We start from the raw sequence: 19,032 nt of genomic DNA, 5'->3' as shown, positions 1-19,032 counted from the left end.
CCAGTGAAAAAGCCAGTATTCGGCGCAAACGGAAGATGACCAGTATGAATAGTGCCTATATGGACAAGGTGTTAATAGCAGGATTATGCTCGATGGTTAAACAATGAACACTCACGCTCTCACCCTGGCCCTAATCTTGGGTTATTAGTGCTTCCGTGTACTTAAAACTCCGTGTAAATTATCTGTAACGTGAGTAATATCATCCATTGAAAAACGATTAGCAGTCTCCATGGTACTTGCAACCTTGTCATTTCTTATATAATCAAAATTAAGGCCAATATTATAGATCTTATTTTCTGATAATAAACCTTTTTCTATCAAAGGTGCTATATTACCGTGTCTTAACTCACCAAGATCGGTATTTTTAAGTACTAACGGTTTGCCTGCTGTATTCCCTTCAAAATTCCATAATAATGGCAATTCTGTATTTTCTTTCCATTTTTCGTAGTTTTTAATAAAGTCGAAATACAGAGGATCATTATTGTCGATATAGCTGATAAGAGTTGTCATATATGAGGTGTTATCGGGATTTTCTAGCACTCTCTTATTTGAAAATTCTAATTTATTGCTAAGTTCTTCCTTTGTTAATCCTTCTTTTAACATAATTTCATTATTTTCTCTTCCTCTAAGCTTAGGCTCTGATAATTTTACAATATCAGATATATCCAGTGAGGAATCTTTTACTCTAGGGTAAGCAATATCTGGCGCATATTGATTAATTGCATGATAACTTTCATGTATTAATGCAGTAGACATAAAATTTTTAAATTTATCCTCAAAATAACCCAGCCGTCTATTTCCATCAACGAGAGCATCTGCATAAACTGTCAATATGGGTTCTCTTTTTTGGAAATATGAAGATGCGGCAGAATTATCTGTAGTTTGAAGAATCGTAATAGGTTTATCACTATCATAGCCCCCTGAATATAAAGTATTATCATTTGTGCTTAATTTTTTTAAAAAGGAGATTTGATCTTCTAATTTTTCCATTATTTTATTTTTAACTCCATCAGAATGATCACCAAGGAATATATCAAACACACGGTTCACTTTTTTTATCGTTTCTGGCTCCTTCTTCCCAATTGTCTCTATACTATTTTCTAATGTTCTTATTGCCTTACTTTTTGCATCCGACATTAAATTTCTAATACTTTTAGCTTGGGATTTCTCGATATTCTGTATATGTTTTGGTGCCGATTTGCTCCGCAGAGCACCACCTCTTAAACCAACATCTGAATGTTTAATCCAGAGCCCGTTATTATCTCGTTTAACGGGAATTGCATAATTAAATCTACCGGGATTGGCCGGGTTCATTATCCTCCATGTTCGGTTATCATTATCCCAACGTACCTGCCAGAAATCTCCGTATTGTTTAATATAATAGTTTGTCTGCATATTGACACCGGTATTATCAGTACGTAACTTATAAATGTTTTCAAACCGACCATCACTGGTTCCTTCCGTCATTAGTTCAAATCCCTGATCGGGAACTTTCCATTTATCGGGCAACTTACTATATCTAATGACGTCTGATTCCAACAAATCAATAGCATCATTTTGTACCTGAACTCCTTTTTTTAAAAGACTTGATTTTCTGAATCCCTTATAAGCACCCTTTATTTTCTGTATCTGGCTCTGTTATTAGATCCACTTTCTGATTGATGAGAATAAAAAGCCTAAGGGAACCAATAGGTTATCAATAGGCGCGGATTTGTCGTTGATTGGACGTGAGACTGGTGGTGCATGTAAGGCAAAGATTACGAGGAATAGTCAAAGCCGATGAACTTAAGGCTGGTGATACAATATATACACGTGATGGTCAAACTACTCTTAGCTCAGTTAAATTGAGAAACACAGATCCATTAAACGTATATAATTTCGTGTTAGAAAAAACAGATGATAAAAGTGAATTGTTACCTGAAGATGCTTTGCTTTTTGCTGGTGGCGTTTTAGTCGGTGATAATAATCTGCAAAGAAAGGTATCGATAGCAAATTGATATCTCAGACTGTTGACAAACCCTATTGAAAAGATAGGGTTTGTTTTTTAGTTATAGAAAATCTCAAACATCATTTAATAGGCCAGTATCCCACCCCCATTTTCACCAAAATGTGATCTGTGACAGATACGTCACAACAGTAACGCTTAACAACAATCCCGCTAAATAAATTAAAAATATTTATAAATAATCATTTCTAACTAATTGACAGAATAAAATCCTTTGGTTTTTTAATGAGCTATACCATTAATTTTAATCGATACTCACGATGGAAATTAATATATTTGATAGTTTTTAACGATCGATCGTGTGATTTTTGAACGTTTTAAACAATTTTACTTTCCAAATTATAACGCATAAGATTTATTTCAATTTGAAATATTTAAGTTTTATAAATATTTTGATTAATGTGATTATAACGTATATGTTTTATTTCTTTTTGTAAGCATGTGAGTTTTCGGTTCAGGCGGCAGTTCTGAAGTCGCGCGTTGTAGCGCGTCTATCATTTTGATTTTGGAGTTATCAGCATGAATAAGAAAGTCAGTGTGTTACTCAGAACCAAGCATCAATCGGGCTTTACGCTGATTGAAGCATTGGTTGTGATGATTGTTGGCATTGTGATTTTGGCCGCAGCCGCAGCGGGGATTGGTAAGTTGTTCCGGGCGTCGGAAATTTCAACAGAGTCGTCGAATATTACTCAGATGGCCGCAAATTTGAAATCAATTAAAAACGGCGCTAAAGGTTATGACAGCTTGGATAACAAGATTGCCATCCATTATAAGGTTGTTCCGGCCAATATGACTCAGGATGGGACCAGCGGGATTATTTTTAATAGCTGGAATGGCAAGGTGCTTATTTCGCCGGGAGATGCTACCGCTCAGACGTTTAAGATTGAGTATCAGAATGTGCCTGATGAAGCTTGCCAGCAACTTTCGTTGAAGTTGCGGGTGGCGGGTTGGTCGAAAATGACCGTCGGTGGTGGTGGCGGGAAGGGGCAACAGTCGGCCACGGAAATTAAGCCGGATTCAACTTTGGCTCAAATTAATACCGCATGTAATGCCAATGATGCTAATACGGTGACGTTTATTTCTGCCAGTTAGGTCATTGATTAAGTCTTTATGTGATGTGTAGCTTGGTCGTCTTGTCAAGCTACACTTTCTGTGGTGTAGGAAAATGGCCGGTCTGCTTTGGTTTTGTTGGGGTTTCCTCACTGCTTATTTTCCTTACTGAATGGGGCGCGTTTTGCGCTAAATGTGTCGGGAGATCATCATGGTAATAGGGTGGCTGCAATCTTCTGTGGGGTGTTTGGTCCTGGCGTCGGGGTTACTGGGATTGTGTGTCGGCAGTTTTTTGAATGTGGTGATCTGCCGTCTGCCGATCATGATTTTCTCTGAAATCAATCATGAGACGGTTGGCTTTAACCTCTGTTTTCCTGGTTCGCATTGTCCACGTTGCAGTCATGCGTTAGCGGTCCGCGATAATATTCCGCTGTTGAGCTATGTATATCAGAAAGGGCGTTGTCGATATTGTAACGGAATGATTTCAATACGTTATCCGCTGGTTGAGGGAACGGTAGCGGTGCTTTTTTCCTTGCTGGCTTTAGATATGGGCTGGAGCTATTCGTTGTTGGGGTTGCTGGTGTTCAGTTCGCTGTTGGTGGCATTGGCAGTCATTGATTTCGAATATATGTTGCTGCCTGATCAACTGACACTTTCTTTGTTGTGGCTAGGGTTGCTGTTCAATCTGCAATCTACCGGATTTGTGGCACTGCCTTTGGCCGTGTGTGGCGCGGTTTGTGGATATCTGTTTTTCAGGTTGGTTGAGTGGGTGGCCCGGCAATTGACTCAACGTGATGCATTGGGAATGGGGGATGCCAAATTCCTGGCGGCGCTGGGTGCCTGGTTGGGGGTGGAAGCGCTTCCATCAGTGGTTTTGCTGGCGGCAGAGTTTACGCTGATAACTTGTCTGGTGATCCGCTGGCGACGCAAAATTAAAACGGTCCCGCAGATACCTTTCGGGCCAGGTTTGGCGATGGCTGGATTAATTGTGGCGTTTTTCCATAGATAGCCGGATATGAGCTTGGCGCAGCGCTCTTGGGTGGGATCTCTTTTGGGTAAAGAATTCATCGGATGAAATAAATGTTCATACTTTTAAGAAGGGCTATTTATGCATGATGAATCTGTGTCCATATTAACAATACGTCGCCGTAATGCCGGTTTCACTTTACTGGAAGTGACGGTTGCACTGATGGTGCTGGCGTCAATGATGGTGGTTGGTGTGGTTTATCTGAACAGGCAGAGTGATATGCTGGTTAATCAGGTGGTTGCCGGGCAGATCCAACATCTAGGCGATGCAGTGGTGGATTATGTGAATGATAATTACACCGCTTTAAGTCAGGGGCCCACTCCGGCACCCATCAATTGGGCAGAGATGCTCCCCTATTTACCCCCGGGACTGGACCAAAATACGGTCAATCCGCTGGGTCAGAAATATGATGGCGTATTACGTGTTGTCATGTTGCCTAATGGCAAGAAACGCATTGATCCGTTGATTTACACCGTTCCGGCAATGGTTGACGGCAAGCCGCCGGATGTTGCGGGTCATTCGATGAAAATTGCACAGTTGATTGGTGTTGGCGGTCTCTACCTGGATTACAGGGATCGTGACAGCCATAATCCGGCTACTTATTGGAACAGCTATGGTCAGGTCAATGCGCCTGAATCTTTTGCCGGTTTTTTCCATGAGCAACCTCATGAAATCGGACGCATTTTTTATGCTCCGTTCATCCGGGACGCGTCAACCTATGGGCCAGGTACATTAGCCGGTGATTTGCTTCATCGACAAAAAATAGACGCTCATCCTGAGTGGAATCGGATGGAAACCAGCATCAATATGGGCGGCAATAGACTCGATCAGGTGGATACGCTGTCGATGCAAGGTGCTGGTGTTGTTAATGGTGTGAATAAAATGGCTTTTTCTTCCCGCTCTCAGGAAAAACAATCTTATGTCGCGCAAGGTGATGATGGGGAAATGGTTGTCAATCCGGCGCATGGTACGTTGTTTATCCTGGATGGTAACGCCAGTTCTAATAAGAAAGGTACCTTGGCCGTTGGTGATGTTCATGCAGATAAGGATGTGGTTGTCGGCAACAATTTAGTGATAAACACCAAAACCGGAAGCGTTGCCGGTGGTGATTGTCCGGCGTTGGGTAGTGTATCCATGAGTAAGCAGGGAGATTTGTTGGTGTGTCAGCAAATAAGCGCCCGTATTCCGGCTTTGCAATGGAGAGAGGCTACCGGAGGCGGCAGGAGGTTGTTTGCGAAACAGACGGTCATCGGCAGCGGCTATTGGTCTGCGGCGGGGGTGAAACCTGAATTGACGGGGGAGATAGCGACCTCTTATGTTAGCAGTGGGGGTAAGGCAAACAGTCAGCCTTTCTTCAATAATTCGGATTCTTCGGTGCCAGTCACCGCCTCCATGCCACCGCTTTCTGATGGTTATCATATGCGTTGCGTATTAGCAGTGTATGAAGCGGATAAAAATGGTAATAGTCAACCATTTGATTTACCTATAGTTTTTCAGGGTTCTGGATTGACGGATTATCTGGAAGGTAGTACCAATATAAACCTACAGCATGCCGGGACTTGTGCTGTGACATTCATTGCCGGGCCGCACCGCAAATATAACATTACCAGCGTGTTTCACTCTGCTAAAAACAGCGACCCTATTTGGGAAATGCTAACGGATGATCAGGCGCATCCCGTGCGCCTTGTTATTTGGAATTGATGAATTTGGTTTAGTGAATTTCTGCTGTCTTTAACTCGCAGGAGAACAAAAATGTGGTCATTAGCTATTGTTGGGATCGTCATCGTATTTTTTATGCAACTGATTTTTGGCGAGTTATTGCATGAAGTCCGTGTGCAATCGGTGCGTGCCAGAACGGATGTGGCTGCGTTGTTTCGTAGTTATGCTTCAGCCAGTGAGCAATTGCTTCATCATCATTCTCAGGGAGAGGTCAGGCGTCGGAAGATGCGGCAGGTATTGACTGCGATGCACATGGAGTGGGTGAACACCGATGCTTGGTGTGACAACGTTTCTGGTAAGTGTCTCTGGGGAGCATTTATCTCAGGGTCACATGTCTATATTTTCCGCAAAAATATCAGCTACGGTGACAATGTGTTGCTACATGGCGCTTTTGCGGAATTGCTGAGATGGGGGGCGGAACCCGATCAGATCGGTTTCAAGAACGGTTCCAGGCTGATCGATGGCAGGGGAAAACGAATAGGCAGCCCGCTTGCCAGACAATTACCCGATGGTGTCCGGAAATTTGTGTCTGACGGCGCGTTGGTGGAAATACTGTAATTGCTGTTCGGTAAATGGGTTTTTCAACTAACTAACTGATTGATAAGTTTTTTTATGCTTCTTTTTTTTGGGAAGATCTCATGAACAAAATAATCACATATGTTTTTACGGCTGTTGTTTGTCTATCAAATGTCGCCGTTTACGCAACACCTGTGCCAACGCGGGCTCCTTTGGCTGCGGAGTGGACAGCAACTCCGGGGCAAACTCTGCGTGATGTTACGCAAGCATGGGCGAGTAGGTCCGGCTATGAAGTGGTATGGGATGCCTCTTATGATTTTCCGATCCGGGCTGGCCTGCATTTTAAGGGGACGTTTATTCAGGCGATGAGTGAGCTATTCGACGCTTATACGATGGCGAACCGTCCTTTTACTGTTGATATTTATCAGGAACAGCGGCTTGTTCATGTACAAGCTCAGGGGTAATAACATGTATATCCAGTTTTTGACGTTTCCCAGATTGATATTGTTGTCTTGCATAGCCGCGGGTCTGTCAGGTTGTGCGGCAATCAACAAAGTCGATCATCAGGCGGATACTGAGATGGCGAATGCGACCGAAATTATTAAGGGATTACGCAATAGTGCCGCCACCACTGCGGTACATGTTCATGAGCATGGTTATTGGGTGTCAACCAAGGAGATCCCATCGAAGAAGGAGAGTGAAACTGTCTCCTGTAACTTGACCTTGCAGGAAGCAGAGCCGATGACGTTGAATGAATTTGCCGGCAAGGTCAAACGCATTTGCGGTGTATCGGTCGTGATCAGTGCTGATGCACGGCTTGCGGCGTATCCCAGTTCGTCATCGGGTGAAAAGGGAAGTGAGCGGGGAGTGGTGGTTGTTAATTCAGGTACACAGTCAGTCTCTGAAGGTAGTGAACCGGAAGCGTTGAAAATCAATGTCAATTGGCATGGATCTCTGGCGGGTTTGCTCGATTCAGTCATTTTATCATCAGGGTTGCATTGGAAAGTACATAATGGCGCAGTGTATATTTTCAAAACAGAGACGCGGGTGTTTCAAATATATGCATTGCCGGGTACAGATGCGTTGTCTTCCAGCGTGACCGCGACGACCAGTGCGACGTTCGGTGGTGGAGCCGGTGGGACTGATAGTGGTAACAGCGGTAGTACTCAAACCCTTGCGACTTCTTTGACACGTTCAGTGATGGATGAGATCCAAAAAACAGTGTCAGGGATGCTGACGCCGGATGGAGGTAATCTAACCTTGTCTATGGCAACAGCATCATTGGCAGTAACTGACTCACCTGAAATACTCGACAGAGTTAAGGATTATATTGATCAGCAGAATAAATTGCTGACTACGCAGGTGGTGCTTAATGTCAAGATCCTTAATCTGACGTTTGATCGGGATGATCAGTATGGTGTCGATTGGTCGTTGGCTTATAAAAGCGCTCACATAGGATTGGGTGATAAGAACTCGAGTGTGATTGATGAGGGAAGTATCAATACCAATATCCACATTCTCAAAGGACCATTCAGTGACAGCACTTTGCTGATTAAGGCGTTATCGGCTCAAGGCAAAGTATCCATAGTGACGCAACCCTCGGTTACCACATTGAATTTGCAGGCGGTACCGATGCAGGTGGCAACCCAGACCGGTTATGTTTCATCAATTTCTAGCACGCTGACACCACAAATCGGTACTTCGGTGGGGATTGAACCCGCGACAGTGACGACCGGTTTTAATATGTTGATGCTGCCTTATGCCATGGCCGACAAGCAAATATTGTTGCAATACAACATTAGTTTGAGCGATTTGAAAAAGCTGGCGAAATTTGGCAAGGAAGAGACCGGTCAGGTGCAATTGCCGACAATAGATTTACGTGCATTCAGTCAGAAGGTGCGGCTGCATTCAGGTGAAACCCTGGTGCTGTCAGGATTCGAGCAACAGTCAGATACCAGTGAACGCAGTGGCTTGGGCAGCCCGGATAATCAGTTCCTGGGGGGAAGCCGCGAGGGTAAAAGGAATCATAATGTGATCGTGGTCATGATTACCCCTATAGTGGTAGATTGAAAGTTGACCAAGACAGAGACAGACGTGGAGCACGTCATGCAAATCAAGTTATATGGTAAGACTCTGGTGGCAGGCATCATCTGGCGACCACCGGTAACTGTGTTAGCGCGTTCTAACATGCGCAGAAATGGGATTGCGGCGGGGTTTACCTTGGCTGTCCGGCATCGTGTCGGGCAAGGTATTCAGGTCGGTTATATACCAAAGGAGGCTGGGGTGCCGGGTGATTATTCATTGGCTGCGGCCCTTGCCAAAGTGGTAGATAAACCTAACTGGATCGGCGCGTTTCGTTTGTCTGATGGGCATTATGCATTAGTCGCGGTACATCAGGGCGCAATCATGGCTGGGCGTGACTTGATCGGACCCCGCGAAGAGATCGAAGCGAAGTTGCGTGATACGGTCCAGTTGGTAGAGGGAGCTAACGGGGTATGGAATGCGATTTATGCACCGAAAGAGTTTGAATCGTTGTGGCCGGAGATGCCGTTGGTACAGTTGTTGCCGAAATCCGCATTGAAGAAATCTGTCGGTCAGCTGGAAAGTTTAACGGGTGAAATGTCGAAGTATCAAATTAAGCTCTTTGGCATGATCACAGGTTTAGTGCTTTTGCTGGTCGGCGGCTGGTGGGGGTGGCACATTTATGAGCAGAATACGGTATTGATCATCCCGGATTTACCCAATGAAGTGGAAATTCCGCCGCCGCATCCGTGGCTTGCACAGCCACGAATGGAATGGCAGTTCTCCGCATGGAAGAGAGCCTTAGCCAGGGTTCCCTTATTCCTTGCTGGTTGGCAGGTTGAATCCATTCTCCTGGATACGGATACGGTTTCCGTGAGCTACCAGCGTCATGAAGGGATGCCGATCAATATTTTTCAGGTTGCTGCTATCAATATATTCCGGTCTGGCCCTGTGATTTCCAATGGGGGAGAGCAGGCACAAGTATTAATACCGTTCAATCAGCAGAGTGAGGATCTGCCGGAAGGCGACGACGACGCATTGCCGTCGTCAGATCAGGCGCTGATTGGGTTAATGTCTTATTTCCAGGCATTGGGTTTGCCGCCTCCGGTTTTAACTGAAAGTGCTTCTGTTCTGCCACCCCCTCCTCCTGAGGTAGAAGGAGAGACTCATGTGTGGGCTAACCCTGACTGGCAGACTTATAGCTGGACGCTCTCTTCTCAATTACCGCCAGATGCTTTGTTTTCAGGTAAGCCACTCCCTGGATTGAGGGTCACCAGTGCCAGAATTGTGTTATCTGATGGTTTTCCTCAGTGGGAGCTTAGTGGAGTTTTCTATGCAAAAAATTAGTCAGTTTATGATCCGTGTCTTTGTGGTGTCGGTATTTTCCCTGGCATATGCACAAACATCACCTGCTGAGATCTCGACGGTTCAGGCAAAACCCGTTGTGCAGAAACCGGCATTGCCGACAGCAACGACTGACAGTGTTGCTGAACAATTGGCAAAGTTACAGACCGAGGTGATGTTACTTAAAGCTGAGACGGCTAGAGCAAATGCGCAGGCTGAACTCGATAAAATTTCCAGCGTCGTGAGTAAAAGCGGTGCGGCTAATAATGATCTGCCTTTAGTTAAGTCAATCTTTGGGCGCAGCAATGCTCTGATTGCCACGCTGCGGTTTCGTTCGGGAGGCATTATGGATGTGAAAGCCGGTGATCGGTTGCCGAATGGTTACCAAGTGATCCGCATTAATAACGGAGTGGTCACTTTTACCAAACAGGGGCGATTTTATGATGTGGGACTGACTGCGACGAATGATGCATCGTTATTGGATAGTCTGGATTTAACGGTTGCACCGCCGTTGCCGTTAAGTCGTTAATTGCTGATAGGTGGAAATTCCTATGGTAATAACAAGTTCCGATCTGCTGTGTATGGTCAGGCAGGGGGCGAAAGTGTTATCCGCTTTGAGCGGTGCACTTGAAATAGAGTTGGCGAATCGCAGTTTGATATGTCTTATTGAGTTACCTCAGCAACAGGGGCAATGCGTACTTGCTGTGTCCGCCTCTCACCGGCTCGATCCCCATGTACTGGCTTATGAGGAAACGGTTAAAAGACACGGTTTCATTTATCAGATAGTCACCTGTGGGATGGGGAACATATTGGAGTTGTACCGTCTCAGCAAGAGTCATCACCATAGCCATGGGTTGGGAGGCACTGAGTCCGATGTTCAGCGTTATATCATTCGCTTAATCAGTGAAGCCACGCAGGAGCGAGCATCGGATTTACATATCGTCGCTCGCCATAATTATTGTGAGATCCGGTGTCGTATTGATGGTTATTTGCGGCCTGTGGAGCAGTTGCGTCCGGAAGAAGGATTACGACTGTGTGCGACGATTTACCAAAGTATGTGTGACGTGGCAGAGCCGACTTTTAAGCCGATGCAGGCACAGCGTGCGCGCATGAAGGATGAATTTCTTACCGAATGCGGGCTTTCTGGGGCGCGGATTAATACCCGTCCGCTTGATCGTGGCATGTTAATGGTACTGAGGTTGCTGTATGCGGATAGTCCCGGTACGGTGTGCACCTTGAGCGATCTTGGCTATTTGCCGGAACAGTGTCAGATATTGGAAGAGCTGATGGACCATCGGGCCGGGGTTGTCCTTTTATCCGGCGCGACTGGCAGCGGCAAGAGCACTACCCTGAAAGTTGTGATGCAGAAGTTGATAGCTGAACAAGCGGGGATTCATTTGCTCACGCTTGAAGATCCACCTGAATATGAGATTGAAGGCGCTAACCAGTCGCCCATAACCGGCGATCGTGGTGATAGCGTGGTTGTTGAACAAGAATGGGCAATGGCAATCGCTGATGCTATGCGGCTCGATCCCGATGTGATCATGGTCGGCGAGATACGTGATGCAGTTACCGCAAAGATGACGTTCCGCGCCGCAATGACAGGCCATCTCATTTGGACCACGATACATGCAAACGATGCTTTAGCGATCCTGCCCCGTTTGCAGGATGAGGCGGTAATGGAATCACTGTTGATGGATCCGCGATTGGTGATTGGTTTAGTCAGTCAATCATTGGTTCAGGTGTTATGTCCTCATTGCAAAGTTTCCTTACAAGGGCATGAACAGGAAGTCTCCGAGCGTCTGTTAAAACGGCTGAATCTTTATTGCCGGCCGGAATCGGTTTGCTTACAGGGGGAAGGCTGTGATTACTGCAAGCAGAGCGGCATCATGGGGCGAACGGTAGTCGCTGAAGTGGTACATACTTCTCCGGGCTTAATGCAAGCCTATCGAACCGGTCATCATCACGCAGCAACCCGGTATTGGATTACGGAGATGGATGGCTTAAGCAAGATTGACGCGCTTATTCGCAAAATAAATGACGGAATCATCGATCCTCGTGCTGGAGAACGCGTAATGGGGCCGATTATCCCCACGATCCATCAAATGGAGTAAAACACCATGTTCCTGACCGATTTTGTTGAAAGACTGCACTATCGAATGGCGAAGATACAGTTCGGTAAAAAAGCGCGGGTTCGTTTCTATGGGCATCTTATTATGATGCTGGAAAATCGTGTCATGCTGATTGATGCGTTACACGAGATGTATAACATCGCCAGCGATGAAGGCCAGAAACCCAACAGTGGTTATGCGTTGGTCTTGAGTAGTTGCTATGAATCTGTGAGCCAGGGCAGCACTTTGGCAGAGAGCTTGCAGCAATGGATTGGTCCTAATGAAGTCGCGGTGATTGCTGCGGGCGAGCGCTCTGGCGACATACATAGTGCTTTCATGGATGCGATCGCCATGATCGAAGCGGGTAGTAAGATCCGCAATGCGGTTATCGGTGCCTCTATTTATCCGGCGGTGCTGATTGGGATGATATGCGCCTTGTTGCACATTGTGGCGGGTAGTTTGGTTCCCAAACTGGCGGCTGTTTCTAAGCCGGAAACTTGGGATGGTGCCGCTTATACCCTTTATGTGATGGGAACATTTGTCAATGACTATGGGCTGTATTCGCTGATATTTCTGGTGATATTGATAGTGCTATTGTCATTATCAATGTCTTTTTTGGGCGGGCGGTTGCGAACAGTCCTTGACCGGTTTCCACCGTGGTCACTGTACAGAACTATTCATGGCAGCATGTTCATACTGAATGTATCGTTGCTGATCCGCTCAGGGATGATGTTGCAATCGGCGCTGGAATTGCTGTTGGAACAGGCGGGTTCGCGTTGGTTGTATGTACGTATTGCTGCCACGCTTGAACATATTTCAATGGGGGCTGGTTTTGGCGAGGCGTTGCGCGATACGGGTTATCGTTTTCCCGATAACGAGGCGATCAGTTATCTGAGGCTATTGTCACGGTTGCAGGGTTTTGATCAGTCGATGGCGAAGTTTGCCCGGCACTGGCTGGATGAAACGATAGTCAAGGTTCAGATAGTCACCCGTGGATTCCTGCTGGCTTCGATCCTGATGATTGGTGGCATGTTGATGCTGGTCGTCACGGCGGTGTCTGGCATTGAAAATGCCATTGAACAGTCGCTATCTTTACCATCTGCCTAATATTGGGATTAACGATGAAAATCAGACAGGACATTGAAACTGAAACCCGTGAAGGTCAGGGAGCGGATGGTACATGCTGTAAGGAAATGCTGGATGAGCTTAGACAGGCTTGCGGACCGATTATCCTTCAAGCGCTTGATGACAAGAATGTGATAGAAATCATTATTAATCCTGATGGAAAACTGTGGATTGAATTGCATAACCAGAGCATGAATGAAGCTCAATCCGATTTTCCGTCAGAGGCGGCGAAGCGGATTTTGCTTATTTCTGCTTCATTACAAAAATCGGCTATTGGTACCGATATGGGCCTGATTGAAGGTGAATTCCCGTTGGGGTGCGCCCGCATTGCCGGCGTACTGCCTCCGTTGGCAAATGCGCCTGCTATCGCCATTCGCAAACACTCTCCCGTTGTATTATTGCTGTCTGATTACCGGAAAAGCGGCATTATTAAGCCGATAGGTGCTACCGCCATGCGGCAGACTTCCGGGTTAGCGATCCACAAACGCAGCTTTGAGCACCCGATTGAGGCAATTCGTGAAGCTGTAGTTATGCGCAAGAATATCTTGATCGTTGGCGGTACCGGTAGCGGGAAAACGACGCTGACAAATACTATTTTGCATGAGATTAGTCTGCAATGCCCGAGTGACCGTATCGTGGCGATTGAGGATACGATGGAATTGCAGCTTAACAATGCTAATCGTGCACTGTTACAAACCAGTAAGGATGTGGATATGCGCCGCTTACTGCGGACGACGATGCGTTTGCGTCCGGACCGCATCGTGGTAGGCGAAATTCGCGGTGGTGAAGCCTATACATTGCTCAAGAGTTGGAACTCCGGGCACCCTGGAGGTGTAACAACAATACATGCCAACTCATCTGAGGAGGGGCTGCAAAAACTTTCGCATTACATTTATGAAGATGAAGCCGCGCAGAGTTTCACGCCTGAGACGATCGGTTGGATGATCGCCAAGAGTGTGAATCTGGTGATAGTGATAGAAAAGATAGTGGCGGAACCGGGACGAGTGGTGACGGAAATTTGTGAAGTTTCTGGGTTTATGAATGATCGTTACAACATGAATGTCTTGTGCTTGCAGAGTAATGGTCATTGTGAATTCAAGCCACGTATTTGAGGTTGGATTTGATGTTACAGATTTCTCAAAGCACAGTTTTAAATAAAAAGTTTTTACTTTTTAAAAAGAGATTTGTTTTACGGGTTAATAGGTTAATAGTTTTTTGTTTTGTCTTCATTTAAATGGCTATTTTAGCGTAATAAATGGTATGTGCATTTAGTTAACCCGAATTCTGTTTAAGCCGTCACTGAAAAATCGTCTTCCGAATAGAAAACATTCGGTGATGGCTTCTTCCATTTAAGACAGTAAACAATCAAACCGCTTAACACGGTCAACATAAATCCTTTTATACTTCGGTGGCGCGAATGCTCTATTTGAGAAAGGGTTTTTAATTGCCCATTGCTCGTCTCGATGATAAATCGTTTTGATAACATTATCTTATCCCATTCAGCAAGGCGGTGGGCTTTCATATTACGGCGTTTTTTAGTGATAAAGGTGATCCCGGTTTTGGTTAAATCGTCAGCGAGTTCCTGGCTGAGATAATCCTTGTCGGCGTAAACCATGGCCTGTTCCTCCCCGGAGCTGTTTAGGTGTGCACCAAAACATTGCTCCAGGAACAGGCTTCACGTCAATTTCTTATCCAGAATTCGGGTTAGTTAGCTTTATTTTTTGCGTTTATGACGACATTATCTAAGAAAATCTCAGATTAAATAGCGTTATGTGGTATTGGTAAGGTGCGATATATGTAGAAGTGCTAAAGGTCTGCTACTGTGTTTTATCGCGGGTTCAGGTCAGCGATCCTGCTTAATCACATTGAGGCAGTTAATTCTAACCCGTTAAATTTCTTATCGTTATTTGTCACATCCCGCAAAAAAACTCATTTTTACAGAATAAAATTTCGTTATTAAAATAAAATAAGTGTTTTATTTCTTCCCTTTTCTATTCTCCCATTCATAGGGTTATTAACTAAACCGATGGCGGTTAATAATTTCTTTCATTTCCTGGGCGTCAACCTCGCTCAGTTAGGAGGTCAATAATGGCAGATCCAGGACGGGTTTTTACCCTCACCGTAGGTAATCTCCCGGCGCAAACTTTTGCTGTGGTTGAATTTACCCTGAATGAAGCGCTGTCAACGTTATTCTGCCTGGAAGCCACGTTAACCAGCGCTGACCCGGATATTGACTTTGCTGATGTGCTGGATAATTTCGCCACACTGACCGTTTATCGCGACGGGCAACCGGAGCGCAGTGTGACCGGCATTGTGACGCTGTTTGAACAAAGCACGACTGGTCGTCATCGCAGTCATTATTCCCTGACCCTGCATCCGGGTTTATGGCGTGCGGGATTACGGGTTAATTCCCGTATTTTTCAGCGCCAGTCGGTGACCGATATTGTTGGAAAATTGCTGAAAGAAAATGGTGTCAGGAACTTCGTGTGTAACCTGCGTTATGAACATCCTGAGCGGGAATTTTGTGTTCAGTATGATGAAAGCGACCTGGTGTTTCTCCAGCGCTTATTGGCGGATGAAGGGATATTTTATTACTTTGCGTTCAACCAGGAGCCGGGTGAACCGTTAGTGGTTTTTTTTGATTCCTATCGAACAAACGGCAACCATTCACTGCCTTATCATCCCGGATGGGATGCGACAGGAAGCCAATGCAGTATCAATCAATTTCGCTGGCGTGAACAGGTTGGCATTGCCCGTGTTTTTTTGCGCGATCGTACCTTTAAAAATCCCGTTTGGGCGGCTGAATATTTCTATCACGAACGTCAGCTTAACCATCAACGCTCAGATCTGCACAGTTACTATTACTATGATTTTCCCGGGCGCTATAAAGACGAATCAGGACAGCGGATCAGTCAATATCGTCTGGAAGCTCTTCGCCGTGACGCCATGCTCGGTCATGGGCAAAGTGACTGTTTTGCCCTTTCGGCGGCTTCGGGGTTTACGCTTACCGATCACCCGAAAGAGAAATTTAATGTTCTCTGGCAAGTGATTGAAATCAGTCACCATGGCAGGCAACCGCAGGCCGATGAGTCCCGTTTTGGTGAGACAGGGACCACGTTAACCAACAGCTTCACCTTTGGTGATTGTAATCGGGTATGGCGTCCGTCACCTTACCCGAAACCGCGCATTGACGGCTTGCAAATTGCGACGGTGGTTGGCCCGGAAGGGGAAGAGATCTTTTGTGATGAGTATGGGCGGGTACGGGTGCAGTTTGCCTGGGACGAATACGGCAAATTTAATGATAACAGCTCCTGCTGGATCAGAGTCAGCCAGGCATGGGCTGGCCAGCGCTGGGGCATGATTGCCATTCCGCGTGTGGGTCAGGAAGTGCTGGTGGATTTTTTACATGGTGACCCGGACCAGCCGATTATTATTGGGCGCACCTATCATGCCAGCAATATTGTGCCGAACCGGTTGCCGATAGCAAAAACCCAGATGTCAATTCGTTCAAAAACCCATAAAGGCGAGGGGTTTAATGAACTGCGGTTTGAGGATGAAAAAGACCGGGAAGAGGTGTTTATTCATGCGCAGAAAAATCTGGCGATCCAGGTGCGTAATTCCCGGGATGAAAAAATTAATTACAACCGCACCACCACGATTGGACATGATGACGAACTGGCAATTGCCAATAACCGTAAAGTGACCGTTGAGGGGCAACAGGATCATAAAACCACCGGTGATTATATTGCTCAGGTTGACGGTGACAAAGCCTTGCAGGTTAAAGGCGATGTGATACAGAAAATACAGGGCGTATTCAGTATCGATACCAGTGATGACATCACCGTAACAAGCGGCGGCAAAATCACCCTGAAAGTGGGCAGTAATTTTATTGTCATTCATGCGGGTGGTGTGGATATTAAGGGGGCGTCTATTAACCTGAATTCGGGGGGTAATCCCGGCGTCTTATTACAACCGGTTAATCCGGCTATTTTGCAAAGTGCCGCTCATGCCGGTTCGATGTTTGTTGCACATTGTCCGATGGAGAAAAGTCACAATGGTTAAAGAAAAACTTTATGCTGTCGTTGACGCTGCAACAGAATCGAAGTTGCTGCTTATATTGGGGCATTTTAAGCCCCCTTACACGTGTCTTTACGATGAATCTTTATCGCCTGAATTACTTAAGGTTGCGCCTTATTTAGTGGAGGTAACAGAAAAATTTAAACTCTACTTGGAAGAGTGGAAAACCCCCTGGGGAATTTACTTGAGTACTCAGGCGGACATGAAAACATTACGTCGGCATCTGCGTAAGCATTTACAAGTATTATTACCCGGTCAGGATAAACCGGTCTTCTTCCGGTTTTATGATCCGCGCAATATCTGGGAGTTTCTCAACGTACTCAGTGACTGGGAAATTCACTGCTTTATGGGGCCGATAGATAAAATTGCCACTGATTATCAGGGCAATATTCAATGCCATGATTTTCTCGCGGCCAGAGAACAATATCCACAAGGTGCCAGTAATAAAAGAAAGCTATTGTCGATTACGCCAGAACAATTGGAAAAAATTGATGCTGCTTTTGCTGAGCGTTATGTACAGACATTAGTGGCATTAATTATCGAATGGGAAGTTATTGAGGGATTTGATTACGTTGGTTATATCCGGGCCCTGATTACCGAATTAAAAAATATCGGTATCACGGATGATCACAGTATCCGAGGGATCTTAAAATTATTCTTTTCACAAAGATACCGATCTGTTGAAGAATCGCCTGTCCGCTATAAACGTATATTGAATAATATCGGTGAACCGGGGCATATTCGGGCTGAGAAACTGTTATTTCAGGAGTTAAAGAGATCATCGTCACCTTGGTTCCAGTTTAAGGACTAATTATTTTTAACCTGGTGAAATATGAGGAGGAGAATATGGGTAATGCGGTAAAAATAGGTGATATCGGTACGGCGCATGATGATTGTCAAGCAACGCCAGTTATTTCGGGCGCTGCCAGTGTAAAAGCCGATGGTATTCCTCTGGCTCGTCAGGGGGATATTTTGGCGTCTCATTCGTCCCATTCACGAGTAATTGCCGGTGGCTCCAACACCGTTTTTATTGAGGGTAAACCTGCTGCGAGAACCGGTGATGCGGTGAATTGTGGCGGAATAGTGATGGGTGGTGGTAGTGTCAATATTGGCTAAGGAAAAAACATGCTCTCAGTTAACATGAAAAGCGCCGTATGCGATTGTAAAATCCCGGACCCTTGCATTCACAAATTAACCTTAAAAATCGGAAAACGGGTTTTTATTTATAACCAGATTGAACCGATAGGGGATATTTGGGTGGTTGATGAAACCGACGGCATCCCTGTGATGATTTCCCTGGTGGGGAAACGGTGTATATCTGACAATCCACAATGCCCGAAAGCGATTTTTTATAGCCCGGATAATCCAGTGTTTCAGTTTCATGAATGGGCTAAAAACCCGATAAACGGCCCAGGCAGCGAGGATAAAATCCGTTTTTCCAGCCACACCTTACCGGAGGATCCGATAGAAAATGATCCGCTGGGCTTTATTGCATCGTCACTGTTTCAGCCAAGAGAGCTGAGTCATTTGCCCCATACCGATTATATTCTTGAGCTGACACAATGTTACGGCCAGCCTTTTGTCACGCGTTCATTTCGATTGACGAACGGTAAGACGAAGGCATTGTTGTTGGGCACGGTCGATGCGCTTTATACGAAAATCCATGTTTTGCCTCAATATGAATGGACGCTGGCGGTGACAATAGGGGCAGAGCAGGCGATACGGGAAAGAAGTGTGGCGGAAAGAAAAACCGAGGCGCTTGAGGACAGGAAAAAAACCAATCCGCAGGCGAAAAGGCCGGGTCAAAACTGGCATAAACGCACGGCCGGTTATGAATTAACGGACACGTTAGCGATTGAAGGAAGCTTTGATTATACACTGGGCCCTTATTCCGGAAAATTAACTCATAAACTGAAAGAGGCGTTTAAAACAAAGCGCAAAAAACTGGGGTTAGTGAATAAAGGTTTTCAGGCAGTTGATATGCTGCAAACACTGTTTTCTCGTGAAGGCAGCCAGGAAATAAGACTGCTGGACAT

The 19,032-nt window shown here is 45.6% G+C and carries 16 protein-coding genes and 2 pseudogenes; 16 read left to right on the top strand and 2 right to left on the bottom strand.

Going from position 1 to position 19,032, the window contains the following annotated elements:
• Positions 1–144: 144 nt before the first annotated feature.
• Positions 145–1,467: a hypothetical protein gene (locus tag C5471_RS21425; protein ID WP_133814585.1), complete on the bottom strand. Its 1,323-nt coding sequence runs from the start codon at positions 1,465–1,467 to the stop codon at positions 145–147.
• Between the two features lie 272 nt (positions 1,468–1,739).
• On the opposite strand from C5471_RS21425, the gene C5471_RS21420 reads away from it, so the two are divergent.
• The 12 genes from C5471_RS21420 to C5471_RS21365 all read left to right on the top strand — a co-directional run bounded on the left by C5471_RS21420 (position 1,740) and on the right by C5471_RS21365 (position 14,031).
• Positions 1,740–1,997 (top strand): hypothetical protein, encoded by a 258-nt coding sequence (locus C5471_RS21420; protein ID WP_242688810.1) that lies wholly within the window; start codon positions 1,740–1,742, stop codon positions 1,995–1,997.
• Positions 1,998–2,524: 527 nt separating this feature from the next.
• On the top strand, positions 2,525–3,097 hold the full coding sequence (locus C5471_RS21415) for a type 4 pilus major pilin (RefSeq protein WP_133814586.1): 573 nt from the start codon (positions 2,525–2,527) through the stop codon (positions 3,095–3,097).
• 169 nt (positions 3,098–3,266) lie between these two features.
• Positions 3,267–4,064: a prepilin peptidase gene (locus C5471_RS21410; protein ID WP_133814587.1), complete on the top strand. Its 798-nt coding sequence runs from the start codon at positions 3,267–3,269 to the stop codon at positions 4,062–4,064.
• Positions 4,065–4,163: 99 nt separating this feature from the next.
• Positions 4,164–5,783 (top strand): shufflon system plasmid conjugative transfer pilus tip adhesin PilV, encoded by a 1,620-nt coding sequence (gene pilV / locus C5471_RS21405; protein ID WP_166296373.1) that lies wholly within the window; start codon positions 4,164–4,166, stop codon positions 5,781–5,783.
• A gap of 51 nt (positions 5,784–5,834) precedes the next feature.
• Positions 5,835–6,359, top strand: a complete 525-nt coding sequence (locus C5471_RS21400) for a hypothetical protein (RefSeq protein WP_133814588.1) — start codon at positions 5,835–5,837, stop codon at positions 6,357–6,359.
• An 80-nt stretch (positions 6,360–6,439) separates the two neighbouring features.
• Positions 6,440–6,781: a toxin co-regulated pilus biosynthesis Q family protein gene (locus C5471_RS21395; protein WP_133814589.1), complete on the top strand. Its 342-nt coding sequence runs from the start codon at positions 6,440–6,442 to the stop codon at positions 6,779–6,781.
• A 4-nt stretch (positions 6,782–6,785) separates the two neighbouring features.
• On the top strand, positions 6,786–8,387 hold the full coding sequence (gene pilN, locus C5471_RS21390) for a PilN family type IVB pilus formation outer membrane protein (protein ID WP_133814590.1): 1,602 nt from the start codon (positions 6,786–6,788) through the stop codon (positions 8,385–8,387).
• Positions 8,388–8,423: 36 nt separating this feature from the next.
• Positions 8,424–9,686 carry a type IV pilus inner membrane component PilO gene (locus C5471_RS21385; RefSeq protein ID WP_133814591.1) on the top strand — a complete coding sequence of 421 codons (1,263 nt, stop codon included), beginning with the start codon at positions 8,424–8,426 and terminating at the stop codon, positions 9,684–9,686.
• Positions 9,673–10,212, top strand: a complete 540-nt coding sequence (pilP, locus tag C5471_RS21380) for a type IV pilus biogenesis protein PilP (protein WP_133814592.1) — start codon at positions 9,673–9,675, stop codon at positions 10,210–10,212. Before C5471_RS21385 ends, pilP begins: the two co-directional genes overlap by 14 nt.
• 22 nt (positions 10,213–10,234) lie before the next feature.
• Complete coding sequence (locus C5471_RS21375) at positions 10,235–11,797, top strand: GspE/PulE family protein (RefSeq protein WP_133814593.1); 1,563 nt, start codon at positions 10,235–10,237, stop codon at positions 11,795–11,797.
• 6 nt (positions 11,798–11,803) lie between these two features.
• Positions 11,804–12,901 (top strand): type II secretion system F family protein, encoded by a 1,098-nt coding sequence (locus C5471_RS21370; RefSeq protein ID WP_133814594.1) that lies wholly within the window; start codon positions 11,804–11,806, stop codon positions 12,899–12,901.
• A 14-nt stretch (positions 12,902–12,915) separates the two neighbouring features.
• Positions 12,916–14,031 (top strand): ATPase, T2SS/T4P/T4SS family, encoded by a 1,116-nt coding sequence (locus tag C5471_RS21365; protein WP_133814595.1) that lies wholly within the window; start codon positions 12,916–12,918, stop codon positions 14,029–14,031.
• Positions 14,032–14,207: 176 nt separating this feature from the next.
• On the opposite strand, the pseudogene C5471_RS21360 reads toward C5471_RS21365, so the two are convergent.
• Positions 14,208–14,531 (bottom strand): annotated as a pseudogene (locus C5471_RS21360) (transposase); the annotation flags it as partial.
• Positions 14,532–15,007: 476 nt separating this feature from the next.
• On the opposite strand from C5471_RS21360, the gene C5471_RS21355 reads away from it, so the two are divergent.
• The 4 genes and pseudogenes from C5471_RS21355 to C5471_RS21340 form a co-directional block, all read left to right on the top strand.
• Positions 15,008–16,981 (top strand): type VI secretion system Vgr family protein, encoded by a 1,974-nt coding sequence (locus C5471_RS21355; RefSeq protein WP_133814596.1) that lies wholly within the window; start codon positions 15,008–15,010, stop codon positions 16,979–16,981.
• Entirely contained in the window at positions 16,974–17,807 is an 834-nt protein-coding gene (locus tag C5471_RS21350) for a DUF4123 domain-containing protein (RefSeq protein ID WP_133814597.1), read from the top strand. The genes C5471_RS21355 and C5471_RS21350 overlap by 8 nt, the downstream gene beginning before the upstream one ends.
• A 35-nt stretch (positions 17,808–17,842) precedes the next feature.
• Positions 17,843–18,112: a PAAR domain-containing protein gene (locus tag C5471_RS21345; RefSeq protein WP_133814598.1), complete on the top strand. Its 270-nt coding sequence runs from the start codon at positions 17,843–17,845 to the stop codon at positions 18,110–18,112.
• A 141-nt stretch (positions 18,113–18,253) separates the two neighbouring features.
• Positions 18,254–19,032 (top strand): annotated as a pseudogene (locus C5471_RS21340) (hypothetical protein); the annotation flags it as partial.

The sequence above is a fragment of the Photorhabdus tasmaniensis genome, assembly GCF_011189505.1.
Lineage (GTDB): Bacteria > Pseudomonadota > Gammaproteobacteria > Enterobacterales > Enterobacteriaceae > Photorhabdus > Photorhabdus tasmaniensis.
This window is presented reverse-complemented; position numbering and strand designations above follow the sequence as displayed.

Excerpts from the sequence above, each read along its gene's own strand:
- C5471_RS21425 (WP_133814585.1), bottom strand. The coding sequence starts at position 1,467 with ATGACGGAAGGAACCAGTGATGGTCGGTTTGAAAACATTTATAAGTTA.
- C5471_RS21415 (WP_133814586.1), top strand. The coding sequence starts at position 2,525 with ATGAATAAGAAAGTCAGTGTGTTACTCAGAACCAAGCATCAATCGGGC.
- C5471_RS21410 (WP_133814587.1), top strand. The coding sequence starts at position 3,267 with ATGGTAATAGGGTGGCTGCAATCTTCTGTGGGGTGTTTGGTCCTGGCG.
- pilV (WP_166296373.1), top strand. The coding sequence starts at position 4,164 with ATGCATGATGAATCTGTGTCCATATTAACAATACGTCGCCGTAATGCC.
- C5471_RS21400 (WP_133814588.1), top strand. The coding sequence starts at position 5,835 with ATGTGGTCATTAGCTATTGTTGGGATCGTCATCGTATTTTTTATGCAA.
- C5471_RS21395 (WP_133814589.1), top strand. The coding sequence starts at position 6,440 with ATGAACAAAATAATCACATATGTTTTTACGGCTGTTGTTTGTCTATCA.
- pilN (WP_133814590.1), top strand. The coding sequence starts at position 6,786 with ATGTATATCCAGTTTTTGACGTTTCCCAGATTGATATTGTTGTCTTGC.
- C5471_RS21385 (WP_133814591.1), top strand. The coding sequence starts at position 8,424 with ATGCAAATCAAGTTATATGGTAAGACTCTGGTGGCAGGCATCATCTGG.
- pilP (WP_133814592.1), top strand. The coding sequence starts at position 9,673 with ATGCAAAAAATTAGTCAGTTTATGATCCGTGTCTTTGTGGTGTCGGTA.
- C5471_RS21375 (WP_133814593.1), top strand. The coding sequence starts at position 10,235 with ATGGTAATAACAAGTTCCGATCTGCTGTGTATGGTCAGGCAGGGGGCG.
- C5471_RS21370 (WP_133814594.1), top strand. The coding sequence starts at position 11,804 with ATGTTCCTGACCGATTTTGTTGAAAGACTGCACTATCGAATGGCGAAG.
- C5471_RS21365 (WP_133814595.1), top strand. The coding sequence starts at position 12,916 with ATGAAAATCAGACAGGACATTGAAACTGAAACCCGTGAAGGTCAGGGA.
- C5471_RS21355 (WP_133814596.1), top strand. The coding sequence starts at position 15,008 with ATGGCAGATCCAGGACGGGTTTTTACCCTCACCGTAGGTAATCTCCCG.
- C5471_RS21350 (WP_133814597.1), top strand. The coding sequence starts at position 16,974 with ATGGTTAAAGAAAAACTTTATGCTGTCGTTGACGCTGCAACAGAATCG.
- C5471_RS21345 (WP_133814598.1), top strand. The coding sequence starts at position 17,843 with ATGGGTAATGCGGTAAAAATAGGTGATATCGGTACGGCGCATGATGAT.